The organism is Vibrio kyushuensis (assembly GCF_050337325.1).
Classification (GTDB): Bacteria; Pseudomonadota; Gammaproteobacteria; order Enterobacterales; family Vibrionaceae; genus Vibrio; species Vibrio kyushuensis.
This window is the reverse complement of sequence record NZ_JAKJSV010000003.1, coordinates 172,407-192,396: the sequence shown is the minus strand read 5'-3', so window position 1 is coordinate 192,396 and position 19,990 is coordinate 172,407. Positions and strand designations below refer to the sequence as shown.

General features: G+C 42.6%; 20 protein-coding genes. 17 read left to right on the top strand and 3 right to left on the bottom strand.

Features of this window, described 5'->3' with window-relative positions; all coding sequences use genetic code 11:
- Window positions 1-129: 129 nt before the first annotated feature.
- The 15 genes from vcdP to pgpA all read left to right on the top strand — a co-directional run bounded on the left by vcdP (window position 130) and on the right by pgpA (window position 13,372).
- Window positions 130-288, top strand: coding sequence for a small protein VcdP (vcdP, locus tag L4D20_RS24285; protein ID WP_489686419.1), 159 nt, complete (start codon window positions 130-132; stop codon window positions 286-288).
- 539 nt (window positions 289-827) lie between these two features.
- Window positions 828-2,117: an NCS2 family permease gene (locus L4D20_RS07405; protein ID WP_428800941.1), complete on the top strand. Its 1,290-nt coding sequence runs from the start codon at window positions 828-830 to the stop codon at window positions 2,115-2,117.
- A gap of 36 nt (window positions 2,118-2,153) precedes the next feature.
- Window positions 2,154-2,618, top strand: coding sequence for a xanthine phosphoribosyltransferase (gene gpt / locus L4D20_RS07400; RefSeq protein ID WP_428800940.1), 465 nt, complete (start codon window positions 2,154-2,156; stop codon window positions 2,616-2,618).
- A 114-nt stretch (window positions 2,619-2,732) separates the two neighbouring features.
- Entirely contained in the window at window positions 2,733-3,974 is a 1,242-nt protein-coding gene (gene frsA / locus L4D20_RS07395) for an esterase FrsA (protein WP_428800939.1), read from the top strand.
- Window positions 3,975-4,115: 141 nt separating this feature from the next.
- Window positions 4,116-4,505: a sigma factor-binding protein Crl gene (gene crl, locus L4D20_RS07390; protein ID WP_428800938.1), complete on the top strand. Its 390-nt coding sequence runs from the start codon at window positions 4,116-4,118 to the stop codon at window positions 4,503-4,505.
- A gap of 120 nt (window positions 4,506-4,625) precedes the next feature.
- Window positions 4,626-5,765, top strand: a complete 1,140-nt coding sequence (proB, locus tag L4D20_RS07385; protein ID WP_428800937.1) for a glutamate 5-kinase — start codon at window positions 4,626-4,628, stop codon at window positions 5,763-5,765.
- 16 nt (window positions 5,766-5,781) lie between these two features.
- Window positions 5,782-7,032: a glutamate-5-semialdehyde dehydrogenase gene (locus L4D20_RS07380; protein WP_428800936.1), complete on the top strand. Its 1,251-nt coding sequence runs from the start codon at window positions 5,782-5,784 to the stop codon at window positions 7,030-7,032.
- A 112-nt stretch (window positions 7,033-7,144) separates the two neighbouring features.
- Complete coding sequence (gene nrdR / locus L4D20_RS07375) at window positions 7,145-7,594, top strand: transcriptional regulator NrdR (RefSeq protein WP_428800935.1); 450 nt, start codon at window positions 7,145-7,147, stop codon at window positions 7,592-7,594.
- An 11-nt stretch (window positions 7,595-7,605) separates the two neighbouring features.
- Complete coding sequence (gene ribD / locus L4D20_RS07370; RefSeq protein WP_428800934.1) at window positions 7,606-8,736, top strand: bifunctional diaminohydroxyphosphoribosylaminopyrimidine deaminase/5-amino-6-(5-phosphoribosylamino)uracil reductase RibD; 1,131 nt, start codon at window positions 7,606-7,608, stop codon at window positions 8,734-8,736.
- Between the two features lie 33 nt (window positions 8,737-8,769).
- The gene (locus L4D20_RS07365) at window positions 8,770-9,426 is read left to right on the top strand and encodes a riboflavin synthase (RefSeq protein ID WP_428800933.1); all 657 of its coding nucleotides are present in this window, start codon (window positions 8,770-8,772) and stop codon (window positions 9,424-9,426) included.
- Window positions 9,427-9,521: 95 nt separating this feature from the next.
- Window positions 9,522-10,634: a bifunctional 3,4-dihydroxy-2-butanone-4-phosphate synthase/GTP cyclohydrolase II gene (gene ribBA, locus L4D20_RS07360; protein WP_428800932.1), complete on the top strand. Its 1,113-nt coding sequence runs from the start codon at window positions 9,522-9,524 to the stop codon at window positions 10,632-10,634.
- 217 nt (window positions 10,635-10,851) lie between these two features.
- Complete coding sequence (gene ribH, locus L4D20_RS07355) at window positions 10,852-11,322, top strand: 6,7-dimethyl-8-ribityllumazine synthase (protein WP_248007687.1); 471 nt, start codon at window positions 10,852-10,854, stop codon at window positions 11,320-11,322.
- Window positions 11,322-11,792, top strand: a complete 471-nt coding sequence (nusB, locus tag L4D20_RS07350; protein WP_017035058.1) for a transcription antitermination factor NusB — start codon at window positions 11,322-11,324, stop codon at window positions 11,790-11,792. Before ribH ends, nusB begins: the two co-directional genes overlap by 1 nt.
- A 108-nt stretch (window positions 11,793-11,900) precedes the next feature.
- Window positions 11,901-12,875, top strand: a complete 975-nt coding sequence (gene thiL / locus L4D20_RS07345) for a thiamine-phosphate kinase (RefSeq protein ID WP_428800931.1) — start codon at window positions 11,901-11,903, stop codon at window positions 12,873-12,875.
- Window positions 12,872-13,372, top strand: coding sequence for a phosphatidylglycerophosphatase A (gene pgpA, locus L4D20_RS07340; protein ID WP_428800930.1), 501 nt, complete (start codon window positions 12,872-12,874; stop codon window positions 13,370-13,372). The genes thiL and pgpA overlap by 4 nt, the downstream gene beginning before the upstream one ends.
- Before the next feature lie 133 nt (window positions 13,373-13,505).
- Here pgpA and L4D20_RS07335 read toward each other — a convergent pair whose 3' ends face one another.
- The 3 genes from L4D20_RS07335 to map all read right to left on the bottom strand — a co-directional run bounded on the left by L4D20_RS07335 (window position 13,506) and on the right by map (window position 17,673).
- Window positions 13,506-13,889, bottom strand: coding sequence for a DUF3461 family protein (locus L4D20_RS07335; RefSeq protein ID WP_428800929.1), 384 nt, complete (start codon window positions 13,887-13,889; stop codon window positions 13,506-13,508).
- Window positions 13,890-14,006: 117 nt separating this feature from the next.
- Window positions 14,007-16,631 carry a bifunctional uridylyltransferase/uridylyl-removing protein GlnD gene (glnD, locus tag L4D20_RS07330; protein ID WP_428800928.1) on the bottom strand — a complete coding sequence of 875 codons (2,625 nt, stop codon included), beginning with the start codon at window positions 16,629-16,631 and terminating at the stop codon, window positions 14,007-14,009.
- A gap of 166 nt (window positions 16,632-16,797) precedes the next feature.
- On the bottom strand, window positions 16,798-17,673 hold the full coding sequence (gene map / locus L4D20_RS07325) for a type I methionyl aminopeptidase (RefSeq protein ID WP_428800927.1): 876 nt from the start codon (window positions 17,671-17,673) through the stop codon (window positions 16,798-16,800).
- A 456-nt stretch (window positions 17,674-18,129) separates the two neighbouring features.
- Between map and rpsB the strand changes: the two genes are divergently transcribed.
- Window positions 18,130-18,861 carry a 30S ribosomal protein S2 gene (gene rpsB, locus L4D20_RS07320; protein WP_428800926.1) on the top strand — a complete coding sequence of 244 codons (732 nt, stop codon included), beginning with the start codon at window positions 18,130-18,132 and terminating at the stop codon, window positions 18,859-18,861.
- A 129-nt stretch (window positions 18,862-18,990) separates the two neighbouring features.
- Window positions 18,991-19,836, top strand: coding sequence for a translation elongation factor Ts (tsf, locus tag L4D20_RS07315; RefSeq protein WP_428800925.1), 846 nt, complete (start codon window positions 18,991-18,993; stop codon window positions 19,834-19,836).
- Window positions 19,837-19,990 lie beyond the last annotated feature (154 nt).

Sequence of the window (19,990 nt, the reverse complement as noted above, 5' to 3'; positions counted from 1 at the left end):
ATTACGTAAAATGTATGCTATTCATTATTTCCCTAATGTTTTGTGATTTAAATCACTATTTACTTGTAATTAAATTTCATGGTGATATATTAGTCACATCTTCAGTAATGAAGAAGAAATGCTCAAAGGATGAGTCCGTTAATCGCCTCCAAGGAACTGAGAATCAAACTGTATTTTTTAATTGATTTTAAGGTGATAGTTATGAAAGGTTTACCATCTGCAATGTTCTGGACTAACAGCAATGTTTACACTAGCGACTTTGTATACCCAATCAGCTTTGGTTATTAATAACTAGGTTATTAGCAATCAAGGTTATCACAACTGACTATTCTCAATAGTTGAGTTGGTAACAGCGAAAGCATGTTATTTGAACAATTTGTTCACCCCTAATTATTGGAATTTTTTTACAGCTACTTAGCTGAGATGATTCAACCGCCACTCCATTTGAGTGGCGTTTTTTTATCTATAAATTGCCAACTGATTAATCATTCGCCACTAACGTTTAGTTTCTATATTTAGAACAATTCTTTAACGTCTATTCATCGTAGTTCATACTTTGAAGTCCTGTTTCCCCATGAATCCTTATGAAAGTTTAGAACATGGTTTAAAAAAACATCATGACCTTAAATTTTATTCCACTATCTTATCGATTGAAATTAAAGGGTTTATCTTGTTTTTCTATTGAAATTCGTCCTGATTTTTCTTCTCTTACCCAGTAATTATTCATTAGAGTCATAATTCTATCTGGAATTTGTTAATTGATAACTCTATAATTCAGGCCAATCGATTACGCAACCGTTTACTTTTTACCCTCATAGGATCCGATCATGCTCGAAAGGCTATTTAAACTCAGTGAACACGGCACGAACGTGAAGACTGAGGTCATTGCAGGTGTTACTACATTCCTAACAATGGCTTATATAATTTTTGTTAACCCAGCAATGTTGTCTGATGCAGGCATGGATCACGGGGCTGTCTTTGTAGCGACGTGTCTTGCTGCTGCAATTGGTTGTTTCATTATGGGCTTTATTGCTAACTACCCAATTGCTCAAGCACCAGGTATGGGTTTGAATGCCTTCTTTACCTACGGTGTTGTTTTGGGTATGGGACATACATGGCAGGTTGCGTTAGCTGCTGTATTTGTTTCTGGTGTGCTGTTCATTCTTTTAAGTATCTTCAAGATACGTGAGTGGATCATCAACTCTATTCCAATGTCTTTGCGTACAGGCATCTCAGCAGGTATTGGTCTGTTCTTGGCGCTTGTTGGTCTTAAAAATGCTGGCATCGTTGTTGGTAATCCAGTAACGCTAGTGACTATGGGTGATATCACGTCACTTTCTTCTGTTTTAGCCGCTATCGGTTTCTTCATTACGATTGCATTGGTGCATCGCGGTCTAAAAGGCGCGGTAATGATTGCTATCCTAGTAGTCACTGCGCTGGGTCTTGTATTTGGTGATGTTCAATGGGGCGGTATCATGTCTGCGCCACCAAGCATCGCACCTACTTTTATGCAGCTTGATTTCTCAGCAGTATTTGAAATCGGTATGATTTCAGTTGTCTTCGCTTTCCTATTTGTTGATTTATTCGACACCGCTGGCACGTTAGTTGGTGTTGCTCAAAAAGCAGATTTAATTGGTAAAGACGGTAAGATTCCTCGTTTAAACCGTGCACTTCTTGCTGACTCTACAGCAACCTCTGCTGGTGCGCTTCTAGGTACATCTAACACAACTTCTTACATTGAAAGTGTTGCAGGTGTAGCAGCTGGTGGTCGTACAGGATTAACTGCGGTTGTTGTTGGCATTTTGTTCCTTCTTGCATTATTCTTCTCGCCACTTGCTGGTATGATCCCAGCCTACGCGACGACAGGTGCGCTATTTTATGTTGCGATCCTAATGCTTTCTGGTTTAGTGAGCATTGATTGGCGCGATCTAACAGAAGCGGCTCCAGTGGTTGTAACATGTTTACTAATGCCACTGACTTTCTCAATTGCAGAAGGTATCGCACTTGGCTTTATTAGCTACGCAGCGATTAAGCTATTAAGTGGTAAAGGACGTGATGTTTCACTCAGTGTTTGGGTTATGTCAGCCATCTTTATCATTAAGTACATCGTAGAATAAACAAATTCATATTTTTCAAATTATTAGGTTTATACAATGAGCAATAAATTCATTATCACTTGGGACAACATGCAAGCATACTGCCGTCAATTAGCTGAAAAGCAAATGCCAGCAGAACAATGGAAAGGTATCCTAGGTGTTAGCCGTGGCGGTCTTGTTCCCGCTGCAATCTTAGCTCGTGAACTTGGTATTCGTTACGTAGATACAATTTGTATCTCTAGCTACGATCATGATCACCAGCGTGACATGACGGTTGTTAAAGCACCTGAAGGTGACGGCGAAGGCTTTCTAATTGTAGAAGACTTGGTAGACAGTGGTGATACAGCGCGTAAGCTTCGTGAAATGTACCCGAAAGCTAAACTAATTGCTGTATGTGCTAAACCTTCTGGCGTTGATCTGCTTGATGATTACGTTGTTGATATTGCTCAAGATACATGGATTGAACAACCGTGGGATACGGCGCTTCAATTTGCTGAGCCTATTAATCGCAAGCAAAAATAATCGCTTCTTAGCGTAAAATAATTGCTTCTTAGCGTGAATAGTGAAAAATGACCCTCTTATGGGTCATTTTTTTTACCCCCTATAAACGTCTAAAGCTGCCCATTAGGAATTAATATGTCTGATCAAAGCGATAAGAACTTGTCTGAAACTCTTTTTGTTAAAAACAAGCAAGCGAAAGAAACATCAGCACTGACCCAATACATGCCGAGCAACAAACCGTTTTTGGATGAAAAAATCAATACAGGGTCTTGGTATCGGAATCTGCGTCGCATGCAGTGGGCTTGGCAAGGGGTTGATCCAATTGAACAAGAAGCAGTGCTAGCTAGAATCGCATCGTCACCACACTCTCGTACCCATGATCATTGGTTAGATACTGTCATCGGGTTTCGCAGCGGTAACTGGGCTTATGAGTGGGGCAAGCTTGGAATGGAACACCAAAAGCGTGGCAAGGCTTTAGATGGAGACGAAGGGGCTGAAGAGCTATTTACGGCTTCGTTGTGCTTTAGCATCGCGGGTTACCCACATTTGAAAAATGATAACCTATCACTTCAAGCTCAAGTTCAAGCTAATGCGGCTTACACGGAAGCGGCTGAAAAAAGTAAGTTTGTCGTAAAGCGTCTTCAAATTCCTTACGGGAAAAGAAAGATCACTGCGAACTTACACGCCACCAATACACTTCAACCACAACCGGTAATTATTGTTAGTGCTGGGCTTGATACATTACAAACGGATATGTGGCGACTGTTTCGAGACCATCTAGCACCAAAAAATATCGCAATGTTGACTGTTGATATGCCTTCCGTTGGGCAAAACAGTCACTGGCCTTTAAGCGAAGATACCTCTTGCCTTCATCAGGCTGTACTCGATGAGTTACCGAATATCCCGTGGGTTGATCACTATAAAGTCGGCCTTTTAGGGTTCCGATTTGGTGGTAACGCAATGGTGCGTCTTTCATTCTTAGAGCAAAACAAGATCAAAGCGTGTGTTTCAATGGGCGCGCCAATCCATGATCTTTTGGCTTCACCAAAGAAACTACAGAATATGTCTAAGATGTATTTGGACCTACTGGCGTGCAGGATTGGTAAGTCGATTGTCGATGTAGGGAGCTTATCTGGTCAATTAATGGCGTGGTCACTGAAGGTTCAAGGTGTGGTGTCGAGCCGCAAAACTAAAGTGCCTATTTTGGCAATGAGCCTTGATGGTGATCCGGTGTCCCCACATTCAGATAATCAACTAGTAGCACTATATAGCCAATATGGAAAGGCTCGGAAAATAAATAATAAAATAATTTCAGAAGGATATGAGCAATCCCTCGCTTTAGCTATAAAATGGATGGAAGACGAACTATATAGATGACATTTCCCCATTATTAGTTAAGCATAATATATATATGGTTGAAAAATAACCACATAACAAGAAGTGACAATAGTAAGTCAATAACTATAAATCGCACCTAATTAAAAATATTATCGCTAATTATTTAATGGAGTAACTCATATGGCTGAAGTGACAAAGTTGCCAACTCATTATCGCTTATTAAGTACATTAAAAGCTGTCGGACCGTACCTTCGAGAGATGCAATGCAGTGAAGGTAATTATTTATTTGATTGTTTGTCTGCCTGTGTCAATGACAAGAAATCTCCGGAAGAGCGTGAATTTTGGGGTTGGTGGCTTGAGCTTGAGCAAGATGAGCAGGGCTTTAAAGCAAATTACTTTGTTGGACGATACAACCTTGAAGGTAACTGGGACGCAGTTTCTGTTCCTAAGAAGGCGATTTCCGAAGTGAACAGAACGCAAGATGATTTCCATAATAAGCTGACCAAGACTTTAGAAGAGAAATTTCAAATGACGGTGGAACTTCATAAAGAGTCCGTCGAATTCGTATAATTCAGCTCAATTCCCTCTACTTTATATAAAAAGGTGCTTTAAGCGCCTTTTTCACTTGTTAAATTCAGCGTTGATTGTTAAAACATCAGCTCTTATACGTAATTCTTATCAAAAAGTATCATGACAACGAATCAACATAGCGGAACCTCAGCTCAACCAAAAACGGTGGTTGTTAAACTGGGCACTAGTGTACTCACAGGTGGAACCCAAGCTCTTGATAGAGCTCATATGGTCGAACTTGTGCGTCAATGTGCTGAGTTAAAAAAACTCGGCCATTCAATTGTAATGGTTTCTTCTGGCGCAATAGCTGCCGGACGCGAGCACTTAGGTTACCCCGCACTCCCCAACGCAATGTCTAGCAAGCAGCTTCTAGCCGCTGTAGGACAAAGCCAATTAATTCAAGTTTGGGAGTCGTTGTTTGCTATCTATGGTATGAAAATCGGCCAGATGCTACTAACACGCGCTGATTTAGATGATCGAGAACGCTTTTTGAATGCGCGAGATACGATTAATGCTTTGGTTGATAATGACATCATTCCCGTAGTTAACGAGAATGATGCAGTCGCGACCAGTGAAATCAAAGTGGGTGATAACGATAATTTGTCCGCCTTAGTTGGCATCCTATGTGGCGCAGATAAACTGCTATTGCTCACCGATCAGAAAGGGTTGTTTACCGCTGATCCACGCAAAGATCCCAATGCTGAATTAATCAAAGAAGTTCGTACTATTGATGCCACTCTTCGCAAAATTGCAGGTGGAAGTGGCACGACGCTCGGTACTGGCGGTATGGCGACAAAACTACAAGCGGCGGATATCGCAAGACGTGCTGGGATTGAGGTTATTATTGCGGCGGGCAGTGCTGAAAACGTCATATTTGACTCGATCAGCGATGTACCGCAAGGCACCCGATTCTTACCACTGGCTGAGTCACTGGAAAACCGTAAACGTTGGATCTTAGCTGGTCCCGCGGCGGCTGGTGATATTGTGGTTGATGATGGAGCGATGCGCGCTGTTGTCACGAAAGGAAGCAGTTTACTCGCAAAGGGTGTGACTAAAGTTCACGGCGAATTTGCGCGAGGCGAGGTGGCTCGTATCGTAGATACCCACGGTGATTTGATCGCTCGCGGTATTACGAGTTACTCAAGCCAAGACTTGGCTCGTATTGCTGGTAAACACAGTAAAGATATTATTTCTATTCTTGGCTATGACTACGGCTCAGAAGTGATTCATCGCGATGATCTTGTTGTCATCCAAGAATAAAAGAGAGGAAATTAAAGTGGATTTAAACAATATGGGGCAAGCGGCTAAAGAAGCGGCTTTTCACCTCGCAACAGCGTCAACGTCTCAGAAGAATCAAGCACTAGCGATTATTGCAGATGAGCTAGAAGCGAATGCTGAAACCATCTTAGCAGCGAACGAAAAAGACATTCAATTGGGCCGAGACGCAGGTTTGACTGACGCTCTATTAGACCGACTATTACTTAACAAAGAGCGTTTAGTTGGTATCGCGAATGATGTCCGTAACGTGATCAGCTTAGACGATCCTGTTGGCAGTGAGATAGACAGTAAAATGCTTGAAAATGGCATGTCGCTGTCTCGTCGTCGAGTGCCACTTGGTGTGGTTGGTGTTATCTACGAAGCACGCCCAAATGTGACCATCGATATCGCGGCTCTTTGTTTGAAAACGGGTAATGCAAGTATTCTACGTGGTGGAAAAGAGACGTTTTTCTCCAACATGGAGCTTGTGAAAGTGATTCAATCTGCTCTAGAAAAAGCGTCACTTCCAGCGGCTTCTGTGCAGTATATTGAAAAGCCAGATAGAGAGCTTGTCTCTCAACTGCTTAAACTTGATGATTACGTTGATATGATCATTCCTCGTGGTGGTGCGGGCTTGCACAAAATGTGTAAAGAGAACAGCACAATTCCTGTGATTATTGGTGGTTTTGGTATTAGTCATATTTTTGTAGACGAAAGCGCTGACCTTGATAAATCATTGAATGTTGTTGAAAACTCGAAAGTTCAGCGTCCATCGGCTTGCAACTCTTTAGATACGCTATTGGTTCATAAAGCGGTAGCAAAAGAGTTCCTAGCGAAAGCGGCACAACGTATGAGTGATCAGGTGACATTTGTAGCAGACCCAAGTGCAAAAGCACTATTGAATGGTGCTGACAATGTTCGCGATGCTGAACAAGGTGATTTCGATACCGAGTGGCTGAGTTATACACTTGGCGTGAAAGTGGTTGAAGACGTTCAAGAAGCGATTGTTCATATGCGTGTGCATAATGCCAGTCACTCAGACGCAATCATGACTAACAGCCTACAAAACTCAGAAGTCTTTATTAACTCAGTGGGTTCGGCCGCAGTTTATGTTAACGCATCAACACGCTTTACTGACGGTGCACAGTTTGGTTTAGGCGCAGAAGTTGCTGTCTCTACGCAAAAACTGCATGCTCGTGGACCAATGGGGCTTGAAGAGCTAACCAGCTATAAGTGGGTTGGCAAAGCGAACTATTTAGCTCGACCATAATACGAGCTTGAAGTAACACAGACATTTGGAATTATAAAGGGGCGTTACGCCCCTTTTACTTTTCTTCATAAGAGTAATTCCGTTACACTGTGGGTAATTACTTGGAGGTAATATGCATTGTCCTTTCTGTTCTGAGAACGACACAAAAGTTATTGATTCTAGATTAGTTGCTGATGGTCATCAGGTACGTCGCCGTCGCCAGTGCTTAGCATGTAGCGAACGTTTCACTACATTTGAAACAGCCGAACTAGTGATGCCAAAAGTCATTAAAACCAATGGCAATCGAGAACCATTTAATGAAGATAAAATGGTGGGAGGTTTTCAGCGTGCATTAGAGAAGCGCCCAGTGAGTGCCGACTCTATTGAGCTCGCAATCAGCATGATTAAATCTCAACTTCGTGCAACTGGTGAGCGTGAAGTCCCAAGCGATATGATCGGTAATCTCGTAATGGATCAGCTTAAAGACCTAGATAAGGTCGCTTATATCCGCTTTGCTTCTGTGTATCGAAGTTTTGAAGACATTCGCGAGTTTGGCGAAGAAATTGCTAAGTTAGAAGATTAAGTTCGCCGATTATGTCTCTATTTTCCAAATTTGATTTTCAAATGATGTCTCGTGCCATTACGTTGGCAAAAAAGGGCATCTATACCACTGCACCAAACCCTAATGTTGGCTGCGTTATTGTTCGACATGGCGAAACTGAGCATGACACTACAATCGTTGGTGAAGGTTTTCACGAAAGAGCAGGTCAACCTCACGCTGAAGTGCATGCGCTTCGTATGGCCGGTGAGCAATCAATTGGCTCGACCGCGTATGTAACTTTAGAACCATGCTCGCATTATGGTCGCACCCCACCTTGTGCTGAAGGCTTAATCAATGCCAAAGTCACGCGTGTTGTTTGTGCAATGCAAGACCCTAATCCCAAAGTTGCCGGACGTGGCATTGCTATGCTCCGTGAAGCGGGTATTCAAGTTGATGTCGGGTTATTAGAAGCGGACGCCAAAGCGCTCAACCCTGCTTTTATTAAGCGAATGCAAACAGGCTTGCCGTTTGTACAATTAAAAATGGCGGCGAGCTTAGACGGCCAAACAGCATTAAGTAACGGTGTTAGTCAGTGGATAACGTCTCCCCAATCTAGACAAGACGTTCAAGCCTATCGTGCGAAATCTTGTGCAATATTATCCACCAGTAAAACGGTTATTGATGACAATGCTTCATTGAATGTTCGTTGGGATGATTTACCTAAAACTCTTCAATCAAATTATGAAGAGAGTCAATTGCGCCAACCAGTTCGTGTCATACTCGATCGACAACAAAGACTGTCTGGTGATCTCAAGCTTTTTAATACCGCAGGCCCGATACTGACAGTTTCTCCCAATGGAGAGGTCGCTGCTGAAACAAACGCTCAAGGTCAGGTTGATCTCACTAAAGCGTTTAAACAACTGGTCGATTCACACAATATTAACCATTTATGGGTTGAGGCTGGCGCTACCTTAGCGAAATCACTGCTTGAAGCTGAGCTTGTCGATGAGTTAGTGCTATATTTAGCACCTAAATTAATGGGTAGTGATGGTCGTGGTCTGTTTGGTGCTCTCGGGCTAGAGTTGATGAACGAGACTCATGACTTATCCATTCAAGACTTACGTCTCGTTGGGCCTGATATTAGAATCGTCGCTACTATTAATAAAAACAGTAGAACTCGATAAACCTAGCCACACTTATTAAGAAAGAAAAATAGTATGTTTACAGGAATAGTAGAAACAGTCGGCACGTTAGCGGCGATTACTCCAAAAGGCGAAGATATCAGTGTCACCGTGAATGTCGGTAAACTCGATATGTCAGATGTGAACCTTGGTGACAGTATCGCGACAAATGGCGTATGCCTAACCGTGGTTGATTTTAATCAGTCCAGTTACACTGCCGATCTTTCGTTAGAAACGCTCAATAAGACAGGCTTCACAGACTACCAAGCCGGTGACAAAGTCAACCTTGAAAAAGCAATGCTGCCAACCACTCGTTTTGGTGGGCATATTGTCTCAGGGCACGTTGATGGTGTTGGTGTAATTGTAGAGCGCCACCAAGTTGGTCGTGCTATCGAGTTTTGGGTTGAAATGCCTGCGGAGCTGTCTAAATACGTAGCGGAAAAAGGCTCAATCACTGTCGACGGAATTAGCTTGACGGTAAACGATTTACGCAAAAATGCCTTCAAACTCACCATCGTTCCACATACGGGTGAAGAGACGACGATCAATAGTTTTCAAGTGGGCCGTAAAGTAAACTTGGAAGTGGATGTTCTAGCTCGTTATATGGAAAGGCTTCTTCAAGGTCAGAAAGAAGAGGCTGAGCCTAAATCTCGTTTAAGTATGGAATTTTTACAGCAAAACGGTTTTGCCTAACGAGCTTTCTCAATAAATAAAAAACGTTTAAAACCGTTAGTCATGATCGAAACAGCAGTCACGATCAAAAGAGTATAAAAATAAAGGAATTAAGCATGTCAATTAGCACTCCACAAGAAATTATTGAAGATATTCGCCTTGGTAAAATGGTGATTCTCATGGACGATGAAGATCGTGAGAATGAGGGTGATCTAATCATGGCTGCAGAACATATTACGCCTGAAGCGATTAACTTTATGGCGACTCATGGTCGTGGGCTTATCTGTTTAACCATGACTAAAGAGCGTTGTGAGCGACTAGGTCTTCCGCCGATGGTGCAAGACAATAATGCTCAGTACACCACGAACTTTACAGTGTCTATTGAAGCCGCTGAAGGTGTAACGACTGGTATTTCAGCTTCTGACCGCGCAATCACAGTTCAAGCAGCAGTTGCGAAAGAGGCAAAAGCAGCCGATCTCGTTCAGCCCGGTCATATCTTTCCTTTAACCGCTCAAGAGGGTGGTGTGTTAACTCGTGCTGGTCATACCGAAGCCGGTTGTGATTTAGGTCGATTAGCCGGGCTTGAACCTGCATCAGTGATTGTTGAGATCCTTAACGATGATGGCACTATGGCTCGTCGCCCAGACTTGGAAGTTTTCTCTAAAAAGCATGATGTAAAGCTTGGCACCATTGCCGATCTTATTGAATATCGTAACAACACAGAGACAACCATCGAGCGTGTTGCACAATGTAAGTTGCCAACGGAATTTGGCGATTTTGAATTAGTTACGTTCAGAGACACCATTGATAATCAAATTCACCATGCGATGGTGAAAGGTTCTGTGGATGCTGATAAAGCACCGTTAGTTCGTGTTCATTTGCATGATACGTTCACTGACTTACTGCACTCTGACCGTGGAACTGAACGTAGCTGGACTTTAGATTCGGCAATGAAGAAAATCGGTTCAGAAGGCGGTGTATTAATTATTCTTGGCAATGAAGAGTCGACCGAAACACTTATTCATAAAGTTAAGGTATTCGAAGCCCAAGATAAAGGCGAAGCGCCAACGATGGCGAAGAAGCAAGGTACATCACGCCGTGTGGGTGTAGGGTCACAAATTCTCGCTGATCTTGGTGTGACAGATATGCGTTTATTGTCTTCTAGCTCAAAACGTTACCATGCTCTTGGTGGTTTTGGTCTAAATGTGATTGAATACGTTTGTGAATAAAAACAATTAGCTAGGTGAGTGACACTCGGCTAACTTTGTAAAAAAGGAAGCGTTTGCTTCCTTTTTTATCGATAATAGTGATTTTTTATCACTATCAGAAACTTAAATTAGACACGCCGAAGGTTCGTATAAACTTTAATATCTATTAGATATTGCTCACAGTTTTATGCTAGAATCCGGCGATTCTCACTTGATGAACATAGTTAAAGGAAGGCTTATGAAAGTGATCGAGGGTGGCTTCCCAGCGCCAAATGCAAAAATTGCTATCGTTATTGCTCGTTTCAACAGTTTTATTAACGAAAGCCTGCTTTCTGGTGCAATCGATACTTTAAAACGTCATGGACAGGTAAGCGAAGACAATATTACTGTTGTTCGTTGTCCTGGTGCGGTTGAGCTTCCATTAGTTGCTCAGCGTGTTGCCAAGACTGGCCAGTTCGATGCGATTGTATCTCTAGGTACAGTAATTCGTGGCGGTACGCCTCATTTCGACTATGTTTGTAGTGAATGTAATAAAGGTTTGGCACAGGTGTCTATGGAGTTTAGTCTTCCAGTGGCATTCGGTGTCCTTACTGTTGATACCATCGATCAAGCTATTGAACGCGCAGGAACCAAGGCTGGTAACAAAGGTGCAGAAGCTGCACTAAGCGCACTTGAGATGATCAACGTTCTTTCTGAAATCGATTCCTAATGGGGGCCAGTGTGAAACCAGCCGCACGTCGTAATGCACGTCAATTTGCTCTACAAGCAATTTACTCATGGCAAATTAGCAAAGAAAATGTTGCCGTAGTTGAAGAACAGTTTATATCTGGTGGTAAGTATGATGAAGAAGAACATCATGCTGCTGAGCCTGCTCTTATCGCACCAGAAACAGATGTGGCATACTTCCGCGACCTACTGACTGGTGTTGCTCTAAGTCATATGGAACTAGATAGCAAGCTTCGTCCATTCGTATCTCGTCCTATGCAGGATCTAGATCTGATGGAACTGGCTTTGCTTCGTCTTGCTATGTACGAGATGACACGTCGTGAAGATGTACCTTACAAAGTTGTTATCAATGAAGCGATTGAACTTGCTAAAGTGTTCGCTGCAGAAGATAGCCATAAGTTCGTTAACGGTGTGCTTGATAAAGCGGCACCGCACGTACGTAAGAAGAAGTAACGAGTAATCGTGAAAATAAGGTCAGCTTAGTGCTGGCCTTTTTTATATCGATTATTTAGCATCTATAGCCTCTTTATAAAATTAACTCTTTGTTTGAGAATGACTAATATGTCTGGTGAATTTAATCTCATTGATAAGTATTTTGTTGGTCGACAATCACAGCGAAAAGATGTGCTGCTTGCGGCCGGTGATGATTGTGCTCTGGTTAAAAGTCCAAGCAATGTTGCGATAGCGATCAGTACCGACACTTTAGTTGCAGGTACGCACTTTCTTGAAGGTGCAAACCCTCGCTGGGTCGCTCATAAAGCGCTGGCTTCAAACATTAGTGACTTATCAGCCATGGGCGGAACACCCGCTTGGGTCTCTTTTGCGCTTACCATGCCAAAACCAGACGAAGCGTGGCTTGCGCCTTTTTGTGAAGCGTTTTTTCAACTAGCGGATTACTTTGGAATTCAGCTAATTGGTGGTGATACAACAAAAGGACCACTGAGCCTCACGCTGACGGTACAAGGTTTTGTGCCCGAAGAGAAAGCGTTAAGACGCAGTGGTGCTAAAATTGGCGACTGGATATACGTCACCGGTGATCTAGGTGACAGCAAAGCGGGCTTAGATGTTATTCTCGATGATGAGCAAAGAAAAAAAGCAAATTCTGACATTCTGGAGAAGAGACACTATCTATCTTCACCACGAGTATTGGTCGGTCAAGCTTTACTCAATGTTGCATCGTCAGCTATCGATATCTCGGATGGGTTAATTTCTGATTTAAGCCACATTCTAAACCGTTCAAATGTCGGTGCGTCGGTAGATGTCAGCTCACTTCCTCTATCACCAGAGCTGCTTGGGTTTACTCAAGATGAAGTCCTTGCGCAAAAATATGCGTTAACCAGTGGTGAAGAGTATGAGCTGTGCTTTACCGTACCTGAGGAAAATAGAGGCTCTATAGAGAGCGTTCTAAACCATACTGGAGCGAAAATCACTTGTATTGGGCAGATACGTCCTGCAGGTACGTTTGAGCTTCATAACAGCGGTACAGAGCTTGACTGGCAACTTAATGGATATGATCACTTTAAGGTTAAACAATGACGAACCCTTTATCTCGAATTTCTTTAAAAAATCCGTGGCACTTACTTGCGACAGGATTTGGCAGTGGTCTTTCCCCAATTATTCCGGGCACGATGGGCACTTTGGCATCAGTGCCTTTATATCTTTTGTTAGTACAACTTCCTCTGTGGCTATTTATCGCAGTGATTATTGGTTCTTATTTCATCGGAGTTAAGATTTGTCAGGTAACTTCTGATGATATGAAAGTACACGATCACGGTTCAATCGTTTGGGATGAGTTTGTTGGATTTTGGATCACTATGCTTGTCGTCCCAATGCTTGGTGTTGCGATATTTGATTGGAAGTGGATTGCTGCGGGTTTTGTGCTTTTCCGCTTCTTTGACATGGTTAAGCCTTGGCCTATCGGTTGGCTTGATAAGAAAGTCGAAGGTGGTGTAGGTATTATGGTTGACGATGTGGTTGCGGGTGTTATGGCCGCGATATCGCTCTATTTTATTGGGACCTACGCGGGTTGGTAGTGATTTTTATTAGAGTAACTAGTTGCTTAGTTGCTTAGTTGCTTAGTTGTTTAGAGATCTAGCAATCTAGCCATATAAAATAATAAAGGTTCCCATTGGGAACCTTTTTTTGGCGTATCCGATTTCAAAAAAGTTAGTTCAATTTTTCTAGATCTGATTCAATCTCTGCAATTTTACTAGCGACGACTTTTTCAAGATGACGTAAGTCCATTAAAATTTTAGCTTTAACGTCGATCTCTGCTAATTTCTCTGGTTTTGTTACCTTATTGAGTTCGTCGATTACAAGAGTTAAGTTTCTATTGATTTCAGTCACTTCTTTGTATTGATGACTGCCACTATCGACCAAAACGTTTTTCACTTGGCGCGGATATTTAAATTTCACACTCTTGGCAAACAACTCGCCTTTTTGCTTATGAAAATAGATCTTTAACACATCCTTGTGCGCTTCTTGTCGTAACGAGTAACGCTCAATTTGCTTCGGGTTTTGAATCCCTAAGCCTGTGAGGTTTGGAAACATAGGCTACCTCTAGTTAGTGTTGTAAAATTGATTAAATCATAACTAATGTAGCAGCCTATATTCGTGGTAGATAGCTGACAATAAAAACAACTGCGCAACTTGTGGGCAAGATCGCGATTAATTTGGCGCAAGCTCTGCGATATTTCCAATCAACTTATCCCTTAGTTGAATTTGTGCTTCTTCATCGAGTCTAGAGCCATTGCTGTTGGTCAAAATAAACAGATCCTCTGCACGTTCGCCTATTGTGGTGATCTTCGCGGCATGCAAGCTAATGTTTAGGTCGGCAAAGGTTGCTCCCACCTTAGCAAGTAAGCCTGGAGTATCCAGAGCGACAAACTCCATCAGAGTCCGTTTTTTGCTCTTTGTTGGAAGAAAGTCTACTTTTGTTTTTACCGTAAAGTGCTGTAGGTTTCGCGGTGTTCGGCGAACTTTAATCTTGGTTGGTCTACCATCCTCCAGAACATGAGCAAGGTGTTTAACCACCGATTTATGACGCATGACATCTATGGCTTCACCGTTCTGGTCAAGTACCATAAAAGTATCGAGCACATAGCCATCTTTGCTGGTCATTACTTGAGCGTCATGAACATTTAGGTTACGTCTATCTAGCTCGGCAACGACCGTAGCAAATAAGGCATTTTGGTCTTTACCGTAAACAAACACTTCAGTGCCACCCCTTGTTGCTTTTTCGCTGATCAGTATCAGTGGTTTGCTTTCATCAGTTCGGTTGAGTAAGTGCGTACAATGCCATGCGATCTGCTTGTGGGTATGACGAAGGAAGTAGTCGGCTTTAAAGCGTTGCCATAGCACTTCAATTTCACGGGCGGTAAATCCTTCCTTACGGAGCAGTGCTGATGCCAACTGCTGGTTATGGCGAATCCGATCTCTTACATCAACCGGATTTTCAAGACCCCGTCTCAGTGCTCTTTGTGTGGAGTAAAATAGCTCTGCGAGTAACGTTCGTTTCCAGCTGTTCCAAAGATCAGGATTTGTTGCGCAAATATCGGCAACGGTTAAGCAAACTAAGTATTCAAGGCGCTCTTCGTCTCTGACTTTTTTGGCAAACTCGGTGATAACTTCAGGGTCATAGATATCACGTCGTTGAGCGGTGACAGACATCAGTAAGTGATTTTTAACTAACCATGATATTAGATTCGCTTCAGGTTTAGATAATCCGTGTTCAATACCAAATTCGTAAGCTTCAACCGCGCCTATTTCTGAGTGATCCCCATTACGCCCTTTGCCGATATCATGGAATATCGCCGCCAAGATGAGCAGGTCTTTTTTAAAGATTTTCGGGTAGATTTCACAGCAAATAGGGTGCTTATCGCGATTACTAATCTGTCCAAAACGGTTGATGTGCTTTAGTAGACGCATGCTGTGTTCGTCGACTGTATAAACATGGAATAGGTCGAATTGCATTTGACCTACAATTTGACTCCACTGTGGTAGGTAGCTAGCAAGCACACCAAGTTTATGCATAAGGCTAAACGCTTTGTGTAAGCTGTTAGGGTGACGAACCAGATCCATAAACTTTTCACGAGCAGCAGGAATAACATGAAGAAACTTATTCAGCCTTCTGCGCGCTGTTCGCAGTTGTCTCATCGTTGCGGGAGCAACGCCTTCAATTGTAGAGTCGTTCGCAATGTGAATAAACATATCGAGAATAGTTTCTGGCCTAGCTTGAAATAGTGCGGGTTTTCGAGCTTCGATAAGTTTTCCTCGACGCTGAAAGTCGTCACTAAGAATCTCAGCTTCATACTCAACACCGTTATCAAGAATCGCTTGGTCAAAAAGTTTTAGCAGCATCTTATTCAGTTCAGCAACGCGCCTTAATGTACGATAAAACTCTTTCATCATCATTTCGACACCGCGGTTCCCCTCACCACTAAAGCCTAGGCTTTCAGCTACTTGAGCTTGGTGACCAAAGGTGAGCCGATTGTCGTAACGTTTCAGCTCTATATGTAGTGCAAAACGTACCCGCCAAAGAAAGTCTTGGCACTCAACCAGTTCACGGTATTCAGCATCGGTTAGAAACCCATATTTACTCATTTCAAGCAGTGAAGTCGCTCCAAAATGTCGCCTTGCTACCCAGCTGAGGGTATGAATATCTCTCAAACCTCCGGGTGTGGATTTAATATCAGGTTCAAGGTTGTAAGTGGTATCGTGATAGCGTGCATGTCTCTCTTTTTGTTCATTGATTTTAGCTTTATAAAAGTCATCACTTGGCCAAAATGAGGGGGCACCAATTCTTGTGCTCAGTTGACTATAGGTATCTTCACAGCCGCAGAGCAAACGTGCTTCCTGTAAGTTAGTGGCGACTGTTAAGTCTTCCTGTCCGATAGTGACACACTCGTCGATGGTGCGAACGGCGTGGCCGACCTCAAGCCTTAAATCCCATAACAGGGTGATAAATTCACTAACCTTTGCGCCAAGGTACTCAGGCAGCGTCTTTTTTGAAACAATCAATATATCGATATCGGAAAGAGGGTGAAGCTCACCTCGACCATAGCCGCCAACGGCAACGAGAGTAATATTAGGTAGGTTGTTAAATCCGTATTCTATCCAAAGCCGGTGCAACAATAGATCCATATAATCGGAACGCCCGAGAACGAGATCGTTGATAGGGTGGTGAGCAAGAAACTCACTCTTTTGATATTCGGAAAACTTCTCTAACTGATCTTTAAGTGAAACGATTGAAAGTTGTTCGGTTGAGAAAGTCAGTGGCGATTGATACGGCATATGCAGCAGTCCATGCAAATTGAATATGGGTATTGAGGTATTTAATCTATCAGATAGGGGCTGATAAAAAAATATCCCTGCTAGGCAGGGACATCAAAGTTGGTTTTCTATCACTCTATTTATACTAAGTAAGACGTACTTAGCATGAGGCTGTATTAGCCTTGAGTTAGTTTTTCATCAGTCTAGGGATGCTCTCTTCACTACGAAGAGTTAACACTTCACAGCCTGTTGCTGTTACAAGCAATGTGTGTTCCCACTGAGCAGAGTTCTTACCGTCGCCAGTGTAAACTGTCCAATCATCTTCGGCATCTACCGAACAACCGAATTTACCCGCGTTGATCATTGGCTCAATAGTGAAGCAGTGACCTTCTTTTAATACGCGGCGATCAGTGTTTTTGTAATGAACCACTTGTGGTTCTTCATGGAATTCGTTACCAATACCGTGGCCACAGAAGTCTTTAACAATAGAGAACTTGTTACGCGGGTTCTTCTTATTGTTCTCTTTGATGTATTTTTCGATAGCCGTACCGATATCACCAACAGTAGCGCCCGGTTTTACTTTGCGCATACCCACGTATAGAGCTTCTTGAGCAACCATACACAAGCGCTTGTCTGCCGGAGATGCCTCACCAACGAGGAACATTTTTGATGTATCACCGTGGTAGCCTTGTGGACGAGTACTTAAACTGGCGTTCTCTTCATCAGGAATTATAACTGTGATGTCGACGTTTAGAATGTCACCGTTTTTCAACACTGCTGGCTTTAATTGACCGTTGCTGCCTTTTTCATCTTGAGAAGCAGGGATGCCATGGCAAACGATGTGGTTGATAGAGGTACAAATTGATTTCGGGAAACCGTGATAATCGAGAGGTGCAGAGTAAGCACCTCGGTCTGTCGCATAATTATGACAGAGTGTATTCAACTCATCGGTGGTAACCCCTTCTTTTATATGGGGTTCAATCATTTCTAGAATTTCTGCGGCTAGTTTGCCAGCAATACGCATTCTTTCAATTTCTTCATGGTTTTTAATTTTCATAGACATTCGCGCTAATTCTCGACCAATTTGTAGGAGCTCTCGACAATAATGAGTCGCATTCTATCAGGAAGTTCTATGAATGTGTATTTGTGTCAATGAGCATGTTTTGTATGTGTTTTTATATAGTCACAGTATATACCACCGGGTCCTTACTGCTTAGTAAGGAATTTTTACTAGCCATATAATGCGAAAATATGGTATAAAGCGCCCCGGAATAACGGTCAATTGTCTCTATTCTTTTTACGTTAATAAAAGCTATTAACATCTACGTCCGTAATAAGCGTAGTTTAAAGTAAATAAGCGACGTTGATTGTTGTATTCCACTCACTTTAATTTAAATCACACACATTCCGTCACATGTTCCGGGGTGCCTCAACAGTAAAACTATTTGCATTAGTAGATAGATGTTAGGGGTCGGATTCATGGGGAGTGTGGAGGCCTAACCCCATAGAGGATTTTAAAATGGCAACTGTATCAATGCGCGATATGCTTAAAGCTGGTGTTCACTTCGGTCACCAAACTCGTTACTGGAACCCAAAAATGAAGCCATTCATCTTTGGTGCTCGTAACAAAGTTCATATCATCAACCTAGAAAAAACTGTTCCAATGTTCAACGAAGCTCTAGCTGAACTAGCTAAAGTTGGCGAGAAGAAAGGTAAAGTTCTTTTTGTTGGTACTAAGCGCGCTGCATCTGAAGCTGTTAAAGAAGCTGCTGTTGCAAGCAACCAGTTTTACGTTAACAACCGCTGGTTAGGCGGTATGCTAACGAACTACAAAACTGTTCGTCAGTCAATCAAACGTCTTAAAGAGCTAGAAGCTCAAGCTCAAGACGGTACATTTGATAAACTAACTAAGAAAGAAGCTCTAATGCGTACCCGTGAAATGGAGAAGCTAGAGAAGTCACTTGGTGGTATCAAAGATATGGGCGGCCTACCTGACGCTCTATTCGTAATCGATGCTGATCACGAGCACATTGCAGTTAAAGAAGCTAACAACCTAGGTATCCCAGTTTACGCTGTTGTTGATACTAACTCTAACCCAGACGGCATTGACTACATCATTCCTGGTAATGATGATGCAATCCGTGCAGTACAACTTTACCTAAACGCTGTTGCACAAACAGTTGTTGAAGGTCGTAACAAAGATGTTGCTGCTCTTGCTGGCGAAAAAGATGGTTTTGTAGAAGCTGAATAATAGCGGCTCTTAACCATGCTAAATGGGTACATCTTATAAAGTATGTATCGATTGAGTATTAGTTAGCATCAGGGGCCCAATATAGGCCCCTGATTTTTACCTTTTTTCGAACTAACTGAGGAATAGAGAATGGCAACTGTAACTGCTGCTCTAGTAAAAGAACTTCGTGAACGCACAGCTGCGGGCATGATGGAATGTAAAAAAGCTCTTGTTGCTGCTGAAGGCGACATCGAGCTAGCAATTGAAAACATGCGTAAATCTGGCGCAGCGAAAGCAGCTAAAAAAGCTGGTAACGTTGCTGCAGAAGGTACAATCATCATTAAAGAAGCAGCTGGCGTTGCCGCTCTTCTTGAAGTGAACTGCCAAACTGACTTCGTTGCTAAAGATGCAGGTTTCCTTGCATTTGCTAACGAAGTAGCTGAAGTAGCTCTAGCTGAACGTCTAGACATCGCTGCTCTTCAAGCTAAGTTTGAAGACGCACGTATCGCTCTTGTAACTAAGATCGGTGAAAACATCAGCATCCGTCGCGTAGAATTCGTTGAAGGTGTTGCACTAGCTTCTTACCGTCACGGCGAGAAAATCGGTGTAGTTGCTGCTGGTGAAGGCGAAGCTGAAACACTTAAGCACGTTGCTATGCACGTTGCTGCTTCTAAGCCTGACTTCTTGAACCCATCTGACGTACCTGCTGATGTAGTTGCTAAAGAGAAAGCTGTTCAAGTTGAAATCGCTATGAACGAAGGCAAGCCTCAAGAAATCGCTGAGAAAATGGTTATCGGCCGTATGAAGAAATTCACGGGCGAAATCTCTCTAACAGGTCAAGCTTTCATCATGGAACCTAAGAAAACTGTTGGCGATATTCTTAAAGAAAGAAACGCGACAGTAACTAGCTTTGTACGTCTAGAAGTTGGTGAAGGTATCGAGAAAGTAGCTGAAATGAGCTTTGCTGACGAAGTAGCAGCGGTTCAAAAAGGTTAATCCCTTTTGCATGCTTAAATATTAGACCGTAGCCAAGGCTGCGGTCTTTTTACGACAAGCGTTTGATGATTTGCTGTGATCAATAAATATTCATGTTCTAAACTACCTAGAATGTTTATCCATGACCGTTAATCAAAACTATCACTTTTTGGAA

Coding starts and splice junctions, on each gene's coding strand:
- vcdP (WP_489686419.1), top strand. CDS start 130: ATGAGTCCGTTAATCGCCTCCAAGGAACTGAGAATCAAACTGTATTTT.
- L4D20_RS07405 (WP_428800941.1), top strand. CDS start 828: ATGCTCGAAAGGCTATTTAAACTCAGTGAACACGGCACGAACGTGAAG.
- gpt (WP_428800940.1), top strand. CDS start 2,154: ATGAGCAATAAATTCATTATCACTTGGGACAACATGCAAGCATACTGC.
- frsA (WP_428800939.1), top strand. CDS start 2,733: ATGTCTGATCAAAGCGATAAGAACTTGTCTGAAACTCTTTTTGTTAAA.
- crl (WP_428800938.1), top strand. CDS start 4,116: ATGGCTGAAGTGACAAAGTTGCCAACTCATTATCGCTTATTAAGTACA.
- proB (WP_428800937.1), top strand. CDS start 4,626: ATGACAACGAATCAACATAGCGGAACCTCAGCTCAACCAAAAACGGTG.
- nrdR (WP_428800935.1), top strand. CDS start 7,145: ATGCATTGTCCTTTCTGTTCTGAGAACGACACAAAAGTTATTGATTCT.
- ribD (WP_428800934.1), top strand. CDS start 7,606: ATGTCTCTATTTTCCAAATTTGATTTTCAAATGATGTCTCGTGCCATT.
- L4D20_RS07365 (WP_428800933.1), top strand. CDS start 8,770: ATGTTTACAGGAATAGTAGAAACAGTCGGCACGTTAGCGGCGATTACT.
- ribBA (WP_428800932.1), top strand. CDS start 9,522: ATGTCAATTAGCACTCCACAAGAAATTATTGAAGATATTCGCCTTGGT.
- ribH (WP_248007687.1), top strand. CDS start 10,852: ATGAAAGTGATCGAGGGTGGCTTCCCAGCGCCAAATGCAAAAATTGCT.
- nusB (WP_017035058.1), top strand. CDS start 11,322: ATGGGGGCCAGTGTGAAACCAGCCGCACGTCGTAATGCACGTCAATTT.
- thiL (WP_428800931.1), top strand. CDS start 11,901: ATGTCTGGTGAATTTAATCTCATTGATAAGTATTTTGTTGGTCGACAA.
- pgpA (WP_428800930.1), top strand. CDS start 12,872: ATGACGAACCCTTTATCTCGAATTTCTTTAAAAAATCCGTGGCACTTA.
- L4D20_RS07335 (WP_428800929.1), bottom strand. CDS start 13,889: ATGTTTCCAAACCTCACAGGCTTAGGGATTCAAAACCCGAAGCAAATT.
- glnD (WP_428800928.1), bottom strand. CDS start 16,631: ATGCCGTATCAATCGCCACTGACTTTCTCAACCGAACAACTTTCAATC.
- map (WP_428800927.1), bottom strand. CDS start 17,673: ATGTCTATGAAAATTAAAAACCATGAAGAAATTGAAAGAATGCGTATT.
- rpsB (WP_428800926.1), top strand. CDS start 18,130: ATGGCAACTGTATCAATGCGCGATATGCTTAAAGCTGGTGTTCACTTC.
- tsf (WP_428800925.1), top strand. CDS start 18,991: ATGGCAACTGTAACTGCTGCTCTAGTAAAAGAACTTCGTGAACGCACA.